This is a genomic window from Rhizobium sp. UGM030330-04, from assembly GCF_003208455.1.
Classification (GTDB): Bacteria; Pseudomonadota; Alphaproteobacteria; order Rhizobiales; family Rhizobiaceae; genus Agrobacterium; species Agrobacterium rhizogenes_A.
Genome location: NZ_QKML01000001.1, coordinates 113,001 through 129,955, shown reverse-complemented (window position 1 = coordinate 129,955; position 16,955 = coordinate 113,001). Strand labels below are relative to the sequence as shown.

The window sequence follows — 16,955 nt, the reverse complement described above, 5'->3', positions numbered from 1 at the left end:
GCAAGTTTCAAAGGGAATAATCAGCGCATGGCTACGAAGAAAACACCTGTGACCGATGACGCAGCGTTGCCGTCGTTTGAAGACGGCGGCGACCTCGACCAGGCTATCGGCGATCTGCGTGGCGTCCTCAAGACGGATGCGGAAGGCTCGCTCTCCGATTTTGGCGACTTCGGCGATTTCGCAAGCACGGACGACGCATCCACCGACAGCGACCTTTCCGCCTTCGGTGGCGGAGCCGCGGATTTTGGGATGGATGATTTCGCGGCCGCCCCGCCGGTCGCGGGCGTGAAGGCGCCGCTCGGCAGCGGACTGTCCGAGAACATGGAACTGATCATGGATATCCCGATCGATGTCCAGATCGTTCTCGGCACGAGCAGAATGCTGGTTTCGGGCCTGATGGGCCTCGAAGAGGGTGCGACGATCGCGCTCGACCGCAAGATCGGCGAGCCGGTCGAGATCATGGTGAATGGCCGCCGTATTGCGCGCGGTGAGATAACGGTACTTGAAGACGACGATACGCGCTTCGGCGTAAAATTGATTGAAGTAATGAGTACGAGAAAAGCCTGATCCCTGTGGGGACGGAGAGGAAAGACCATGATGGACTTCGAGGATTTCGGTAACCCCCTTGCGGGCAAGCCGTTGTCTCAGGCCGACAAGGCGGCCGCGGTGCTTCTTGCCATGGGCAAGGGCGTTGCCGGCAAGCTGCTGAAATTTTTCACGCAGCACGAATTGCAGATGATCATTTCCTCGGCCCAGACCCTGCGCGTCATTCCTCCCGATGAACTCGCGCAGATCGTGGCGGAGTTTGAAGACCTGTTCACCGAAGGCACGGGTCTCATGGATAATGCCAAGGCAATTGAGAGCATTCTCGAGGAAGGCCTGACCCCTGAAGAGGTGGACAGCCTTCTTGGCCGTCGCACCGCCTTCCAGGCCTATGAAGCATCGATCTGGGATCGCCTGCAGGAAGCGGAGCCGGAGTTTGTCGGCAAGTTCCTGCTGCGCGAACATCCCCAGACCATTGCGTATATTCTCTCGATGCTGCCCTCGTCCTTCGGCGCCAAGGTTCTTCTGACCATTCCCGAAGAACAGCGCGCCGATATCATGAACCGCACGGTGAACATGAAGGAAGTGAGCCCGACGGCCGCCCAGATCATCGAGAAGCGTGTGGTCAATCTGATCAACGAGATCGAGGCCGAGCGCAACGCCGGCGGTTCCACGAAGGTTGCCGATCTGATGAACGAACTGGAAAAGCCGCAGGTCGACACGCTGCTCAGCTCGCTGGAGACGCTCAGCAAGGAAGCCGCAAACAAGGTCAAGCCGAAGATCTTCCTCTTCGACGACCTCATGTTCATGCCGCAGCGCAGCCGCGTCATGCTGCTCAACGATGTTTCGGCCGACGTTCTGACCATGGCGCTGCGCGGCGCCACGATGGAAATCAAGGAATGTGTGCTGTCCAGCATCAGCCCGCGCCAGCGCCGCATGATCGAGTCGGATCTCGCCGTACCGCAGGCATCCATCAACACCCGCGAAGTGGCGATTGCCCGCCGCGCGGTGGCCCAGGAAGCGATCCGTCTGGCCAATTCCGGCCAGATACAGCTGAAGGAAGCCGGGGCGGACGAACAATCGGCCGCCGCTTGAGCGGAAGCCGGTTGATAACCGCCTTGCAGGCAGGGCCCGCCATTGCGATGGCCGGCTCCGGGCGCTAGTTTCGGGATGACGGCCTGCCGGGATCGGCGGGCCTTTTTTATTCCGGGAACGTGCCTTGGCAGACGATCAGGACAAGGACAGTAAAACAGAAGCCCCGACGGAGAAAAAACTCCGCGATGCGGCCGAGAAGGGCAATCTTCCCTTTTCCCGCGAAGTGCCGATCTTTGCTTCGTCACTCGCCTTTTATTGTTACCTCGTTTTCTTCCTTCCCGATGGAGCCGGTCGAATCGGCGAGACGCTGAAGGATCTGTTCGGCCAGCCCGAACAATGGAATCTCGGTACCCGGCCGGATGCCCTGTCACTGCTTTATTTTCTCGGCACCTCGATGGCCTATCTGCTCATGCCGGCCATGATCATGTTCATCGTTTTCGGTCTCGCCTCGTCGTTTTTCCAGAACCTGCCATCGCCTGTGCTTGAAAGGGTGCGTCCGCAATGGTCGCGTGTTTCGCCTGCAAAGGGGTTTACGCGCATCTACAGCAAGCAGGGTTTCGTGGAGTTCGGCAAGTCGCTGTTCAAGATACTGATCGTCTCGACCATCATGTTCTTTTCGCTGCGCGGCGATTTCTACAGTCTCATCGACCTGATGTTCTCCGATCCGCAGGTGATTTTCGTCCGGGTCGTCGAGATCGTCAAAAAGATGATGGTCGTGATCCTGCTTTCGACCGCTCTGCTCGCCGCCGTCGACCTTTTGTGGACGCGCCATCACTGGTTCACCCAGCTGAAAATGACGAAGCATGAGGTGAAGGAAGAATATAAGCAGTCGCAGGGCGACCCGGTGGTCAAATCCCGCCAGCGGTCGATCGCCCGCGATCGCGCGCGCCGCCGCATGATCAACAATGTGCCGCGCGCGACGCTTGTCATCGCCAACCCGACACACTTTGCGGTGGCGCTGCGTTATGTGCGTGAAGAAAGCGACGCGCCGATCGTCGTCGCCAAGGGCCAGGACCTTATCGCATTGAAAATCCGCGAGATTGCGGAAGAAAACAATATCCCCGTTTTTGAAGACCCGCCACTCGCGCGCTCCATGTTTGCGCAAGTCTCGATCGATAGTGTGATTCCACCAGCCTTTTATAAGGCCGTGGCTGAGCTCGTTCATCGGGTTTACGCCATGAAGTCATCGAAAATACGGGTTCAATAAAACCAATGAAAAAATCCGCCTATTCTGAACAGCGGGAAATGATCGTCGCAGAGGCGATCAACCCGATCGCCACCGAACTCCGACTGCTAGACCCGGCCGACCTGATTTCGCTGCTCAGATTCGAGTGCTACGGCAGTATTGCCGACCTCGTCTCCTCGGCCGCGGAACTTTATTATCATCCCGGCACGATCAATTTCGGTGCTGGTGGCGAATACAAACTGGAATGGGAAGGCGCGCCGGAGATCATCCTCGATCTCGAGATCAAACCGAAGGGCGCCACGGTCTATGCACAATTGGTCTTGGCCAATGAACATGCGGCGGTCGAGATCAATCATGTCTCGTTTCAGAACCCTTCGGAAAACCCCGACGAGAATACCGAGTTTCTCCGCAAAAGCCTGATGGCGGCCCGATTCGTTCCGACCCGTCAGGGCGAGGCGGCCTGAACCGCACTGCCGGATATGTCACTTTTACCCGTTGCGCCTGCTGGAACCGCCGGCGCAGCGGCTCCGTTGCGGTGCTTTTTCGCCCGACCTTGCCTGAAGCCTGCCGCTTTGCGCAAAACCCTTCTGCGAAAGCGAGGAACGCCTTGCAAATCAGCGTTGTTGTTTGGTACCTATCGAATTAACGATTTGTTAACGAACGGCAGGTCGCGGTGGCCCGTTTCAACCACCGCCGATGCGCATGATGCCTCTGCTCGTTTTCGGCGTAGCGCCGGATTTTTTCTTACATTTTGAATTGGGTGGAACCCATGACCAGCATTATGACCAATGCGGCGGCAATGGCCGCGCTGCAGACCTTGCGCATGATCGACAAGAGCCTTGAGACGACGCAGGCGCGTGTCTCCTCCGGCTACCGTGTCGAGACGGCAGCGGACAACGCGGCTTATTGGTCCATCTCCACGACCATGCGCTCCGACAATACGGCGCTTTCGGCCGTGCAGGATGCCCTGGGCCTCGGCGCCGCCAAGGTCGACACGGCTTTCGAAGCCGTCGAAAGCGCTATTGAGACCGTCAAGTCCCTGAAGGCGAAGCTGGTTGCCGCCTATGGTGTGGGAAGCAACCGGTCGAAGATCCAGGAAGAAATCAAGCAGCTTCAGGATCAGCTGAAAAGCATTTCCGAATCGGCGTCCTTCTCCGGTGAAAACTGGCTTCAGGCAAAAATCGGCGATGGCAAGACGCCGGCCGCCGAAGAGCCGACCATCAAGAAGATCGTTGCATCGTTTACCCGTACCGCCGCTGGCGCGGTGGGTGTGACGACGGTCGACTATTCGCTCGATTCGAGCACGGTTCTGTTCGATCTGAGCGGCGGCAAGTTCGGTATTCTCGATACCGAGGCCCGTTTCCTTCGCAAGAACGAAACGATCGTGACGATGCGCACGACGGATACGCCCGCGTTGCCTGCCGTTCCCACCGTTACCGACAAGGATTATGTGGTCACGACGCTGAAGGACAGCGAAGTGGCGGCATTGAGCGGGTTTACCGTCAAGGCAACCGGCATCTACACCAATGCTGCCAATACGGAAGGCTATTTGAAGATCAGCGATGATGTCTGGGTAAAGCTTACCTCCACCGATCCGGCAGATGCCGCGGCCCCGACCACGGACAGCACCACACCCGTCGTAACGACGACGTCGCCGAACACAAACTGGTACTACGACGTCTCCTCGGCAATCGACCCTGACGACCGCAAGCTCGGAATCTCCGTGTCGACGCTCGACATCAACAAGCTCACCGATCTCGCCCAGAAAATGGGAACGATGACGGGAGAGCAATATACCGAAGCCGATGTGCTGGACGCGATGATGTCCTTCGTCGATGGACAGCTTGAAGCGATGACCAGCGCGGCTTCCAGCCTGGGTTCGCTGCAGAGCCGTATCGACATGCAGGAAAACTTCGTATCGAGCCTGATGGACGTGATCGACAAGGGTATCGGCCGTCTGGTCGATGCGGATATGAACGAGGAATCGACCAGGCTGAAGGCGTTGCAGACACAGCAGCAGCTCGGCATCCAGTCGCTCTCCATCGCCAACGCCAATGCGGAAAATATCCTCCAGCTCTTCAAGTAACGGCTTTGGCCCGGCGTGGGCAGGTGCGAAGACGTGGCGCGGGCTTCCGGAACAGGCCGCCTTCATCCTCGCACAAGTTTGAACACCTAACGTCGGGGCAATATCGGGTGGATCGCATGGCGTGATCCTTCCGGACATCATGGAAGAGACGGACAGGTAGCAAGGATGACGGTGGTGCCGCCAAACGGCTTTGATCGCAGGCAAAAAAACATGTCTCGCCTCTCCGGCCAGTTTTGCCGGGGGCGTGCATGAGCGCCTCCATCGCAAGATATCTCAAGGATTTCGGCGACAGCCAGCCCGCCGGGCTGGCATTTGGCGATCCGCTGGCGGATGCCGAGGGCATGTCCGGTTTCGGCGACGTTGCGGCCGGTTTCGATGAATTCGAGACCGTCGATGTCGAAAGTGAGAAACAGGCTGCCTATGCCCGTGGCCACGAAGAGGCGACCCGCGAACTCACCGAGAAGATGCAGGCCGAGCGTGACACGCTGCTGGCCTCCCATGCGGCCGAACTGGAGGCCCTGCGTTCCGTCTATCTTGAGGAGATTGCCGTTTTCCTGTCCCGCGGTCTGCGCGAGGGCATCGATGCGATCGCCGCCAATCTGAGCGAGCAGACCGCCGGTATCCTTGCTCCGGTTCTGACCGAAGAGCTGTCGGCCAGGGCCGTCTCGGCTCTTGCGGATGTCGTGCGCGCTTCCATGCCGGATGGCGAGGCGGTCACACTTGTCGTGAAAGGTCCGAAAGATCTGTTCGAGCATCTGAAGACTCAGCCAGGCTTTGAGGCCGAAACGATGAAATTTACCGAGACCACGGATATCGACCTTTCCGTCGAGTTGGGTGAAAGCGTGTTCGTGACGCGCATGTCCGCCTGGGCGTCCAGTCTTCGCAAGGTGATGAAATGAGTGAAGGCGAAAATCACCACCACGGCAAAAACGAGATCATCATCGTCAAACGCCACAAGGGCGGGCACGATGGCGCCCATGGCGGCGCATGGAAAATCGCCTATGCCGACTTCATGACGGCCATGATGGCGTTCTTCCTCGTCATGTGGCTGGTCAATGCCGCCAACGAGGAGACCAAGGCCTCGGTCGCCAGCTATTTTAATCCGATAAAACTGTCCGATGAGAAACCCTCGTCCAAGGGGCTGGAAAAGCCGGTGGACAAGGAAGAGGGCGTCCAGAAAAAGGACCAGTCCAATATCAAGGCGGAAAAGGTGACCCAGGGTTCGGCCGCGGCGACGGGTGAGGACCTGACCTCCCAGACCGGTGAACAGTTGAACTTCTCCGAGGCGGACTTTTTCGAAAATCCCTATTCCGTGCTGGCGGAGATCGCCCAGCAGGTCGGGCAGCAGGCCAATGTCAGCGCCAAGGGTGAAGGCGGCGCTGCCGATTCCGGTCCGGCGACGGGCGCAAGCGGTGGTGAGGCCTATCGCGACCCCTTTGACCCCGATTTCTGGACCCAGCAGGTGAAGATCACCCGCGCCGACCAGCAGCAGGAGCCAGTCGAACCGCAGCAGGCGGCTGAGAGCAAGCAGCCGGATGCGGCCGAAAACGCGCAGGCGATCGCGCTCAAGTCGTCCGAGACACCGGCCGACAAGGCGGAAGACGGCAAGTCGATGGAAGTCGCCGCCGTGGTGCCGCAGCAGCGTCCGGATGCCTCCGAACAGGCGGCGCTTGCCCAGCCGAAGCCGGATGCGCAGCGGCAGGCGAGCGATGTACAGCAAAAGGCCAGCGACGCCGATCGGGAAAAGGCCGACACGCTGCGCGAAGAGATCGAGAAGCAGATATCCGGCATTGCCGGCAAGCTCGCTGAAGGTCTGGTGGTGACACCGGCCGAAGGCGGATTGCTGCTGACCATTTCCGACCAGACGGAAACGCCGATGTTCAACATCGGATCGGCCGTGCCCCGGCGCGAAATGGTTCTGGCCATGGAAAAGATCGGGAAACTGCTTCAGGAGCGGGGCGGCAGCGTGGTGATCCGCGGTCACACCGACGGACGGCAGTTCAAGGGCGAAGCCAATGACAACTGGCGGCTCTCCATGGATCGTGCGCACAGCGCCTATTACATGCTGGTGCGCGGCGGCCTGTCGGAAGAGCGGGTGAAGCAGGTTTCTGGCTTTGCGGATCGCAGATTGCAGGTGCCGGCAGACCCGATGGCGGATGCCAACCGCCGCATCGAAATCCTGCTTGAGGCCGATCGGGGGTGAGTGTGACGAAATCCTCGAAACGCTGGCTTTTTCTTGCGGCGACGCTTTGCGGTCTCGGTGCCGAGCCGATCAAGGCCTTTTCGCAGTCGCAAGACAGCCTCATGCCCTATGCGATGTTGCGCTCCCTGCAATTCGTGCAGGATTCCGTGGCGATGGGAGATCATTCGGCGACCGAAATGCAGCGGTTTCTGCTGCAGACGATCGATGAGCGGCTTAAAAGCGCGCCTTCGGCGATCTTCAAGGACCCGCGTAATGTCGATGCGGCACTTGTCTATGCGATGAGCGGCGGCAATCCCGCCACGCTTGAATTGCTGGTCGCGCGCGATGTGGACGGTAACTTCGACAGCCGTGTCGCCGACATCCTGCGCAAATACCTTTCCGGCAAGGGAACGCTGGTGGCGCAGAGCATTGCCGCCATGGTGCCCGAATATCGCGGCACGCGGATTGGCGCCTACCTGGCGCTGATCGGCGGCAATGTGACGATTCCGCGTGATCCGCTGGCGGCGCTCAGCTTCTACGACATAGCCCGGCTCGAAGCGCCAGGCACCATCGTGGAGGAGGCGGCGCTGCGCCGCTCGCTTGCCATCGCGGTCGAAGACGGCGATGCGGCGCGCGGTGTCGAATATGCGCAGCGCTATGCCCGGCGCTTCCTGCATTCGCCCTATGCCAGCCAGTTTGCGGATCTTCTGGTCTCGCTGGTGGTCAAGCGGGTCGATTCCATCAGCGAGGAAGCGATACAGGAAACATTCGCGATGATGGATGCGGAGAGGCAGAAGGAGGCCTATCTGCGTCTCTCCCGCCTCGCGGCAATCAGCGGCAAGGATTCGCTGGCGCGCATGGCCGCACTGAAGGTGAAAGCTCTGTCGCCTGCCGCGCCGGACCAGCCGGAAGTGCAGGCAAATCTTTATGAGAGCCTTTCCAATATCGGCACGCCAGACGTGGTGAGCGCGATCGAGACGATCGTTCAGATTCCCGACGCCCAGCTGTCGGATCGGGACAGGGCGCTGCGGGAGGCTGCAAGGGCGATAGCCGAACAGGTGGTTCGCCCGCCTTCCTTGCCCGGCGCTGATATCGACGCCGCCGCGGCGCAGAGCGCCGTGCCGAAACCTTCGCAGGATGAGGCGGCGGCCACCGGGGAAAAAAGCATATGGCGGGTTGAAACCCACAAGACTGACGATGAGGGCGAGAACGTCCGGCAGCTCGTGACGAGCGGCCGCAGCAAGCTCGATGAAATCGACAGCCTGTTGAAGAAAGGCGAGGGGGCACCATGATCGACGCAACCATCAACGCGATAGTGAATGCGCCGCAGGCCGATCCGCGTGCGGGCAACACCGGTGCGCGGGATGACGCCAGGGGCGGTAGTTTCGGCAATGCGCTTTCCACGGTGCGCCACGAGCGGCCGCCACATTCGCGGCATCAGCAGGGGACAGGCTCGGCCGAAGAGCAGCATGCTCAGGCCGACGGTGAGGGGGAAAAGATGGATGTCCCGGTCAAGCGTCCCACGAATTTTCTGAATGTGGTCGCCAACGAGCATGGCGCGGAAGGTCGCACCCATGAGACGGTGGCCGAGTTTCAGAACGCGGTGAAAACCGCCCGCACATCGCTGGAGAATGGCAAGACCGGCAAGAAAACGAAGGACGATGCCGACAAGGACGCCGAGACGGTGGCGGATGCGTTGGATCCCAGGCTCGCAGAGCTGAAAATGATCGCCGCCAATGCCGGCGATATCGCGACGGCCAAGACGCCGCTTGAGGAGATCGCCCAGGCGATTGCAGGCAAGGCCGATCCGGTAAAATCGGACAAGGCCGACATGCCGCGGGTAAAGACGGAGCCTTCGCTCAAGGACATGCATACCGGTATGGAGCCGGCCGGAAACGAAGCCGGATCTGGCTCCGACAACGAGGGCAATGCTGCCGCATTCCGTTTTTCCTCACCGCGTTCCGGTGCGGCCCGCGCTCTCGATATGAGCACGGTGCAGCGTGATGGCCGGGTCGAATTCGAAGCCCGGGAGAGCGGCGGGAAGGCCGCCGATACCATAACGGTTCTCGATTCACGGCGGTTCATCGGTCTCGCGCCGTCGTCCAACGCTTCGGCTTTGACCGGCCTTATCGCCAATGATCCCGAGTGGGTCAGCGCCATGCAGCCCGGTTCGGCGCTTTCCAATGCCGCAGCCCAGAGCAGCACAGGCAAGGTCGTGCATACGCTGAAGCTGCACATGACGCCGATCGAGCTGGGATCGGTGACGATGTCGCTGCGTCTTGCCGGTGACGAGCTCGCCGTTCACATGACGGTGGAGAGCGTCGCGGCCTATAAAAAGCTCCAGGAAGACAGCAAGAGCATCCTTGATGGCCTGAAAGCGCAGGGTCTGACGGTCGATAACATCACCATCAGCATCGCTTCTTCGGACAAGAGTGACCAAACGGGCACACAAGGCAACAATCAGCAAAATCAGCAGGCGCAGCAGCAGGGCCAGCAGGCGGCCGCAGGACGCAACCGTGACGAGTCCGGCGCACGGGATGGCCGGCAAGGCAATGGTGATAATTTGGGGGTGCATAATGAAGGCATGGATGGCGCTCTCGGCTCTGGCCGTTCTTCTGCTGACAATGGCGTCTACCTCTGAAAACGCCTCGGCTTCCGCAACATCAGGTGCCTGTGAAAGGGAAATTCAGTCCGCCGCGCGCAAATATGGCGTGCCGGAGGGAATTCTCTACTCCGTCGGCCTGACCGAGACGGGCCGCAAGGGCAAGCTGGACCCCAATGCCATGAATATCGAGGGAAAACCGGTATTTGCCTCGTCCACGGAGGAGGCGTTGTCCACTTTCGAGGCGGCGAAGCGCAATGGCGCCAAGCTGATCGATCTCGGCTGCATGCAGATAAATCACTATTTTCATGGCGAAAACTTCGCATCGACGCGTGAAATGTTCGATCCGCGCCGTAATGTCGAATATGCCGCCATGTTCCTGCGCAATCTTCACAACAGGCATGAAACCTGGACCATGGCGGTCGCGCGTTATCATGCCGGTCCCAACAATGACCCGGCGCAGAAGAAATATGTCTGCCGGGTAATCGCCAATCTGGTGGCGACGGGCTACGGAAAATGGACCGCCAACGCGAAAAACTTCTGCGACGGATAACAACCTAAAATTGCCTTCAGGCGCCGCAGGACTCGTATTTTGAAATGTGGCGATAGATTGATCGAAAAAAGGCATTTCAAGCAGTTTTTTCGGAATTTTGAAATTTCTACACAAAAATTTTGTGCCATATATGGTTAACAACCACTATATATAGATCAAATCGGCACAAAATAGTTAATCAATTATTAATAACTATCGATGATTTCCTACAGTTGTCGCTGAATCCCCCGATTCGTACCAATGCCACATTGGAAAACACCACACTGATTCGGAGGCGGACGAATGATCGTAGTGGTTGATGAGCGCGAGCTCGTTAAAGACGGCTATACATCTCTATTTGGGCGTGAGGGCATCCCCTCGACCGGTTTCGATCCGGCCGAATTCGGGGAATGGGTCTCGACGGCGGCGGAAAGCGATCTTGCGGCCGTGGAGGCCTTCCTGATCGGCCAGGGCGACCGGAGCTATTCCTTGCCGAAGGCAATCCGGGATCGCACGACGGCGCCGGTGATCGCGGTCAGCGACCAGCCCTCGCTGGAATCGACGCTGGCGCTGTTCGATAGCGGCGTCGACGATGTCGTGCGCAAGCCGGTTCACCCCCGTGAAATCCTTGCACGTGCGGCGGCGATCCGTCGCCGGCTGCAGGTCATCTCGAACTTCACCGATGCCGGACCTATCCGGGTTTTCTCCGACGGCCGTGATCCGGAAGTCGGTGGTGAAGTATTTCCCCTGCCGCGTCGCGAGCGCCGCATCCTCGAATATTTGATCGCCAATCGCGGACGCCGCGTTTCCAAGGCGCAGATTTTCAATGCCATCTACGGCATCTTCGATGATGACGTCGAAGAGAATGTCGTTGAAAGCCATATCAGCAAATTGCGCAAGAAGCTGCGCAAGAAGCTCGGCTACGATCCGGTCGATTCCAAGCGGTTTCTCGGCTACAGCATTGATTGGCAATGATCTTCATTGACCCGCGTGGTCTTTTTCAAACGCGGTATTTCAGACAGCTTCACGCAAGCCAAACGCTTTACCTTCTCCCTGAAAGATGACCACGAGGGTTTTTGAATGAGTATTTTCGGCACTATGCGAACCGGTGTGTCCGGCATGAATGCACAGGCGAACAAGCTGGGCACCGTGGGCGACAACATCGCCAACGCAAGCACCACCGGCTACAAGCGCGCATCGACGTCGTTCTCCTCGCTCGTTCTGCCCTCCTCGTCGGGCAGCTATGCCTCCGGCGGCGTGCAGTCCAACGTTCGCTACAGCATTTCGGAGCAGGGCAACCTCTCCTACACCACCTCGAGCACCGATCTTGCCATTCAGGGCAACGGCTTCTTCGTGGTTCAGGACGGTGCAGGCACACCTTACCTCACGCGCGCCGGTTCCTTCGTGAAGAATGCCGAAGGTTACCTCGAAAACGCAGCGGGCTTCCAGCTGATGGGTTACCCCTACGGCTCCAATCCGCCGGCGGCTGTCGTCAATGGCTTTACGGGTCTCGAGGCCATCAACGTCAACAATTTCGGCCTGACCGCATCGCCCTCCACGCAGGGCAGCTTCCCGGCCAACCTCAATCGTGACGAAGCAATCGTGCCCGCTGGTTCGCGTCCCAGTGACAATGTTGCGACGGCGACGATCGGCGCGAAGACGTCGCTGACGGCCTTCGATAGTGGCGGTGCCAAGGTCCTTTACGACTTCTACTATACGCGGATCGATAATGATGCTTCAGGCAATCCGCAATGGGAAGTGACGGTTTATCGTCAGGATCAGTCAACCGATGGCGGCTTCCCGTACACGGCGACTCCCCCTGCCACCGCCCCGGTGAAGGCAACGGTTCAGTTGACCTTTGATCCCGCCACCAACAAGCTCACGACCGGATCGGATAAATCGATCACGATCAACGACAGCACCAGCGGCGTAGCGCAGTCGATCGAGATCGACCTGTCGGAAATGACGCAGTTCTCCTCGAAGTTCACACCCGGCACCGCGGTTCTGAACGGCAACGGTCCGAGCCAGATCAAGGATGTCGAGATCGGCAAGGACGGCGTGGTGACGGCGGTTTATCAGGATGGCGGCCGCCGTAATATCTACCAGCTGGCGCTGGCAACCGTGCCGAGCGTCGACAATCTCAGCCCGCAGAACGGCAACGTTTATCTGCCGAGCAACGAGTCGGGCGTCGTCACCATCGGTTTCGCGCAGACGGGCAGCTTCGGCTACATCCAGAAGGGCGCGCTGGAAGGTTCGAACGTCGATATCGCCAGCGAACTCACCGACATGATTGAATCCCAGCGTATCTATACCGCGAATTCGAAGGTCTTCCAGACTGGATCGGATTTGATGGATGTCCTGATCAATCTGAAGAGATAGTAATTCCTACGGGGACAGATGAATGTCGCTCACGTCAGCAATGAATACTGCGCAGTCGATTTTCAATAATACAGGTAAGCAGACGGACGTTACCGCCAAGAATATTGCCAATGTCGGCAATGCGAATTACGTCAAGCGAACCGCCATTCTCGGCACGACCATGGCCGGTGCGACTATCGTCACCAATGGCCGTGCCCAGAATGAGAGTCTTCTCAGGCAGACGATCTCCAGCGCCTCGCTGGCCACCGGTCAGAATACCGTTCTGACCGGTCTGGAGGAGATGAGGAGCATTTTCGGCAGCAACGATTACGAAAGCGCGCCGTCCACCTACATGGAGGAGCTGCTGAAGAGCCTTAGCAGCTACGCTGCCAAGCCGAGCAATGCCGCTCTGGCGGCGACGGCTGTGACCTCCGCTTCGGATGTCGCCAGTTCGCTGAACAAGGCATCGGCCGAACTGCAGGCCATGCGCCTGCGCGCCGACAAGGAAATGTCCCTTCAGGTCGACAAGCTGAACGGCCTGCTTGCGAAATTCGAGGAAGCCAACAACGAGGTCAAGGCACAGACGGCGATCGGTGGTGATCCGAGCGACGCCCTTGATCAGCGCGAAACCTTGCTGAAGGACATTTCGTCCATCATCGGCATCAATGTCGTCAATCGTCCAAACAACGATGTGGCGCTTTATACGACGGAAGGCGCGACCCTGTTCGAGATCGTGCCGCGCAAGGTGACCTTCAAGGCGCAGCCGGGCTACGACGCCACGACCACGGGCAATGCGATCTATGTCGATGGTGTGGCGCTGAAGGCGGGTAGCGGCAGCAACACGACGGCGGAAGGATCGCTGCAGGGTCTGATGCAGATCCGCGACGACCTCGCGCCGACCATGCAGAGCCAGCTCGACGAAATCGCCCGTGGCCTGATCTCCATGTTTGCGGAAAAGCCGATTACCCAGCCGGCGCCGCCCGCGACCCCTTTGACGGCGAAACCCGGCCTGTTCACCTGGTCGACGGCCACCTCGACAAGCGAGATTCCTCCGGATGGCGTGATCGTTCCCGGTCTTGCTGCGAGCATTACCGTCAACTCCGCGTTAATTATTTCGCAAGGTGGAAACCCGGAATTGTTGCGCGACGGCGGCATCAACGGTACCGCTTATGTCGTCAATACCACGGCTACGGGCGGAACCGGTTTTTCCGCTCTGATCGACAGCTATGTGACCGCATTCGACGCGCCCATGAATTTTGCCGCGTCGACACGTATCGATACGAATACCAGCATCCTGAAATACGGCACCAACTCGATGGGTTGGCTCGAACAGGAACGATCCGGTGCGACTTCGGCGAACGAAGCGAAAAGCGCGCTCTATGAGCGCTCCGCCACCTCCTATTCGAACAACACGGCGGTTAGCCTGGATGAGGAGCTTTCGCTGCTCATGGACATCGAGCAGTCCTATAAGGCAGCCACGAAACTGGTGACCACCGTCGATGAAATGCTCAAGTCCTTGATGGACATGGTGAGGTAAAAGATGAAAACGTCATTCATTTCATCGCTGGCGATGCAGAACAGCATGCGCAGCACCATCCTCAAGGCTCAGCTTGAGATGACCAAGCTGAATACCGAACTGACGACGGGCAAGCACGCGGATTTGGGCGTCACGCTCGGCGCCAATACGGCCCGCAGCCTCGATCTCAATCGGGATGTGGAGCGGATTTCCTCGCTTGTCACGGTCAATTCCTTCGCCACGCAGCGCCTTGAATCGTCGCAGACGGCATTGGACGGCATGGCAAAGGCGGCCGAGGAGATTCTCGGCGTTCTGGTGCCGAATACGACCAGCGAGCAGCCCACGCTTGCCACCGTGAACCAGAAAATCTCGAATGCGCTCAACAATTTCACCAGTTTTGCAAACACGGCGGTCGACGGGGAATATCTGTTTTCCGGTACGAATACGGATGTGAAGCCGGTTGATGACTATTTCGCCGATGGTTCACCCCTGAAGGCGGCCTATGATGCCGAATTGAACCATTTCATGGCATCGCAGACGCCGCCGGTGGGCAACATCGCCAACCTGTCCAAAGAACAGGTCAACGATTTCATGACCCATATGGAAGGCGTGTTCAACGGCACGACGACCGTGACCAACCCGCCGCACAGCAGTGTTGCCGCCGGACAGAACGTCGATTTCTGGACGACATTCGGCTCCAAGGCCAGCGACACCAATATGACGAGCCGCATCAGCCAGAACGAAGTGATCGAGACGTCGACCAACAGCAATTCGCAGGGCATGCGTTATTTTATGATGACGGCCATGACGACGATGACCTTCCTTGACGACAAGGTCCCCAGCGACGTTCGCGAAGCGGTTGCCACCCGTGCTGTTACGACGATCGGTACGGCAATCGACGGTTTGAACCAGCAGGTAAGCGGTCTCGGCCTTTCCCAGGAACGCGTCAAGAAGTCGAACGACTCCCTGGCCGCGCAGAAGAAGATCATCGAGACGCATCTGCTGGATATCGAGGGCATCGATACCTACGAGGCGAAGACCCGTCTCGATCTGCTGCAGCAGCAGATCGAAATCGCATACAGCCTGACGTCACGTCTGCAAAAAATGAGTCTGGTGAACTACCTCTGATGAACAGGGGTGGCGGCAGATAAAGGATACATGAATGTACCAGTTTTCCTACGCCGAAATCATGGAGGATGGTGTCGCCAACGCGAAGGATCGCGAGCGGCAGGCGTTGACAAAATCGATCGAACTGCTGGCGGAAGCGAGGGATTCTTCCTCCCAGCGCCATACGATCGAGGCGCTCTTTTACACTCGGCGGGTCTGGATCCGCTTCATTGAGGACCTCAAGCAGCCGGATAATCAGCTGGCCATGGAACTGAGGGCCAATCTGATCTCGATCGCGATCTGGATATTGAAAGAGTGCGAACTGATCCGGAAACGTCAGTCGACGAATTTCCAGGGCATAATTGACGTGACAACCATCATCAGGGATGGACTGAAATGAAAAGTACACTTCGAATTTCGCTGAAATCGGGCGAAAAGATTTTCATCAACGGCGCGGTTTTGCGGGTGGATCGCAAGGTGGCGCTCGAGTTCCTGAACGATGTCACGTTCCTGCTTGAAAACCACGTGCTGCAGCCGGAGCAGGCGACAACGCCGCTCAGGCAGCTCTATTTCATCGCGCAGATGATCCTCATCAACCCGGAAGGGCGCGAACAGTCCACCAACATGTTCCGCAAGTCCGTGAGCATGCTGCTCAACTGCTTCCAGCACGATGAGGTTCTGGCTGAACTCAAGCGGATCGACGGTCTGGTTGCCTCGGGCAAGGCCTTCGAAGCGCTGAAGGCAATCCGCGGTCTTTATCCGACCGAGGAGAAAATCCTCAATAATCAGGAAATGACCCCCGCAACGATCGAACAGATTCGCAAGGAGATCGCACCATGGCGGTAGATGCAGTCACTTCGGCAGCCTCTAACCCCTGGGCAAATGCCGGGGCGAGCAGTTCCGACAGCAGCGCGGCTTCGCTGAACTACGACAGCTTCCTGAAGCTTCTCATCGCCCAGATGAAGAACCAGGATCCGACCAGCCCGATGGACGCCGGCGAGCAGATGTCGCAGCTCGCCAGCTTCTCGCAGGTCGAGCAGACCATCAAGACCAACACCCACCTGAAGAGCATGCTGCAGGCGGAAGCCCTGACGCGCGCCTCCGATCTGGTCGGCAAGACGGTCAAGAGCGCCGACGACAAGGTCACGGGCGTGGTAAAAGAAGTCGAAGTCTATTCGGACGGTGTCGTCGCGATTACCGAAGCTGGTGACAAAGTGCTGCTGCAGGCCGGTGTCACCTTCTCGAATGGCCCGATCGCGAGTACACCTGATACCGGTACCGATTCGGATAAACCTGCCGATTCGTGATATTGAAAAGGCGGCATGAGGTCGCCTTTCAGGAACAGAGGACGCGACGATGAACGAGGCCGATGCGCTTGATATCATGCAAGCGGCAGTCTGGACGGTTCTCGTCGCGGCCGGTCCGGCCGTTCTGGCCGCCATGATCGTCGGTGTCGCCATTGCCTTTATCCAGGCCCTGACCCAGGTTCAGGAAATGACGCTGACCTTCGTTCCCAAGATCGTGACGATCATGATCGTTCTCGGCGTTGCCGCCCCCTTCGTGGGTGCGCAGATCGCCCTTTTTTCCAATCTCGTCTTTTCGCGAGTCCAGTCGGGTTTCTGACGTTCGTCCCGTTGGATGACACCCTCGCGCAAGCTTCGGCGACTAGTGATGGGCTGAAGCATCGGACCGAATTGCGCGAACCGTTTCGAAAACCGATGCCGCGGAACCGTGCGGCGGCTTTTCCG

Annotated in this window: 18 protein-coding genes; all 18 read left to right on the top strand. The window is 58.6% G+C overall.

What is annotated here, in order from left to right:
* Positions 1 to 27 precede the first annotated feature (27 nt).
* The 18 genes from fliN to N434_RS00530 all read left to right on the top strand — a co-directional run bounded on the left by fliN (position 28) and on the right by N434_RS00530 (position 16,830).
* On the top strand, positions 28 to 567 hold the full coding sequence (gene fliN / locus N434_RS00620) for a flagellar motor switch protein FliN (RefSeq protein ID WP_110755500.1): 540 nt from the start codon (positions 28 to 30) through the stop codon (positions 565 to 567).
* A 27-nt stretch (positions 568 to 594) separates the two neighbouring features.
* Positions 595 to 1,638, top strand: coding sequence for a flagellar motor switch protein FliG (fliG, locus tag N434_RS00615; RefSeq protein WP_065114850.1), 1,044 nt, complete (start codon positions 595 to 597; stop codon positions 1,636 to 1,638).
* A gap of 124 nt (positions 1,639 to 1,762) precedes the next feature.
* Entirely contained in the window at positions 1,763 to 2,845 is a 1,083-nt protein-coding gene (flhB, locus tag N434_RS00610) for a flagellar biosynthesis protein FlhB (protein ID WP_065114851.1), read from the top strand.
* A 5-nt stretch (positions 2,846 to 2,850) separates the two neighbouring features.
* Entirely contained in the window at positions 2,851 to 3,288 is a 438-nt protein-coding gene (locus N434_RS00605) for a BspJ family T4SS effector nucleomodulin (protein WP_065114852.1), read from the top strand.
* Between the two features lie 305 nt (positions 3,289 to 3,593).
* On the top strand, positions 3,594 to 4,910 hold the full coding sequence (locus tag N434_RS00595) for a flagellin N-terminal helical domain-containing protein (RefSeq protein ID WP_110755497.1): 1,317 nt from the start codon (positions 3,594 to 3,596) through the stop codon (positions 4,908 to 4,910).
* Positions 4,911 to 5,158: 248 nt separating this feature from the next.
* Entirely contained in the window at positions 5,159 to 5,809 is a 651-nt protein-coding gene (locus tag N434_RS00590; protein WP_065114854.1) for a hypothetical protein, read from the top strand.
* The gene (locus N434_RS00585; protein WP_110755495.1) at positions 5,806 to 7,113 is read left to right on the top strand and encodes a MotB family protein; all 1,308 of its coding nucleotides are present in this window, start codon (positions 5,806 to 5,808) and stop codon (positions 7,111 to 7,113) included. The genes N434_RS00590 and N434_RS00585 overlap by 4 nt, the downstream gene beginning before the upstream one ends.
* Entirely contained in the window at positions 7,110 to 8,384 is a 1,275-nt protein-coding gene (gene motC, locus N434_RS00580; protein ID WP_110755493.1) for a chemotaxis protein MotC, read from the top strand. The genes N434_RS00585 and motC overlap by 4 nt, the downstream gene beginning before the upstream one ends.
* Positions 8,381 to 9,733, top strand: coding sequence for a flagellar hook-length control protein FliK (fliK, locus tag N434_RS00575; protein WP_110755491.1), 1,353 nt, complete (start codon positions 8,381 to 8,383; stop codon positions 9,731 to 9,733). The genes motC and fliK overlap by 4 nt, the downstream gene beginning before the upstream one ends.
* A complete protein-coding gene (locus N434_RS00570; protein WP_065114858.1) occupies positions 9,681 to 10,247 on the top strand; it encodes a lytic transglycosylase domain-containing protein in 567 nt (188 codons plus the stop codon). Before fliK ends, N434_RS00570 begins: the two co-directional genes overlap by 53 nt.
* Before the next feature lie 282 nt (positions 10,248 to 10,529).
* Complete coding sequence (locus N434_RS00565; protein ID WP_065114859.1) at positions 10,530 to 11,201, top strand: response regulator transcription factor; 672 nt, start codon at positions 10,530 to 10,532, stop codon at positions 11,199 to 11,201.
* A 105-nt stretch (positions 11,202 to 11,306) separates the two neighbouring features.
* The gene (locus N434_RS00560) at positions 11,307 to 12,605 is read left to right on the top strand and encodes a flagellar hook protein FlgE (protein WP_110755490.1); all 1,299 of its coding nucleotides are present in this window, start codon (positions 11,307 to 11,309) and stop codon (positions 12,603 to 12,605) included.
* A 22-nt stretch (positions 12,606 to 12,627) separates the two neighbouring features.
* A complete protein-coding gene (gene flgK / locus N434_RS00555; RefSeq protein WP_110755488.1) occupies positions 12,628 to 14,121 on the top strand; it encodes a flagellar hook-associated protein FlgK in 1,494 nt (497 codons plus the stop codon).
* Between the two features lie 3 nt (positions 14,122 to 14,124).
* Positions 14,125 to 15,228, top strand: coding sequence for a flagellar hook-associated family protein (locus N434_RS00550; protein WP_110755486.1), 1,104 nt, complete (start codon positions 14,125 to 14,127; stop codon positions 15,226 to 15,228).
* Between the two features lie 34 nt (positions 15,229 to 15,262).
* Positions 15,263 to 15,607: a flagellar biosynthesis regulator FlaF gene (gene flaF / locus N434_RS00545; protein ID WP_065114863.1), complete on the top strand. Its 345-nt coding sequence runs from the start codon at positions 15,263 to 15,265 to the stop codon at positions 15,605 to 15,607.
* A complete protein-coding gene (flbT, locus tag N434_RS00540; protein ID WP_065114864.1) occupies positions 15,604 to 16,053 on the top strand; it encodes a flagellar biosynthesis repressor FlbT in 450 nt (149 codons plus the stop codon). The genes flaF and flbT overlap by 4 nt, the downstream gene beginning before the upstream one ends.
* A complete protein-coding gene (flgD, locus tag N434_RS00535) occupies positions 16,044 to 16,514 on the top strand; it encodes a flagellar hook assembly protein FlgD (protein ID WP_065114865.1) in 471 nt (156 codons plus the stop codon). The genes flbT and flgD overlap by 10 nt, the downstream gene beginning before the upstream one ends.
* Before the next feature lie 49 nt (positions 16,515 to 16,563).
* Positions 16,564 to 16,830, top strand: a complete 267-nt coding sequence (locus N434_RS00530; protein ID WP_003515115.1) for a flagellar biosynthetic protein FliQ — start codon at positions 16,564 to 16,566, stop codon at positions 16,828 to 16,830.
* The last annotated feature ends 125 nt before the right edge of the window (positions 16,831 to 16,955 follow it).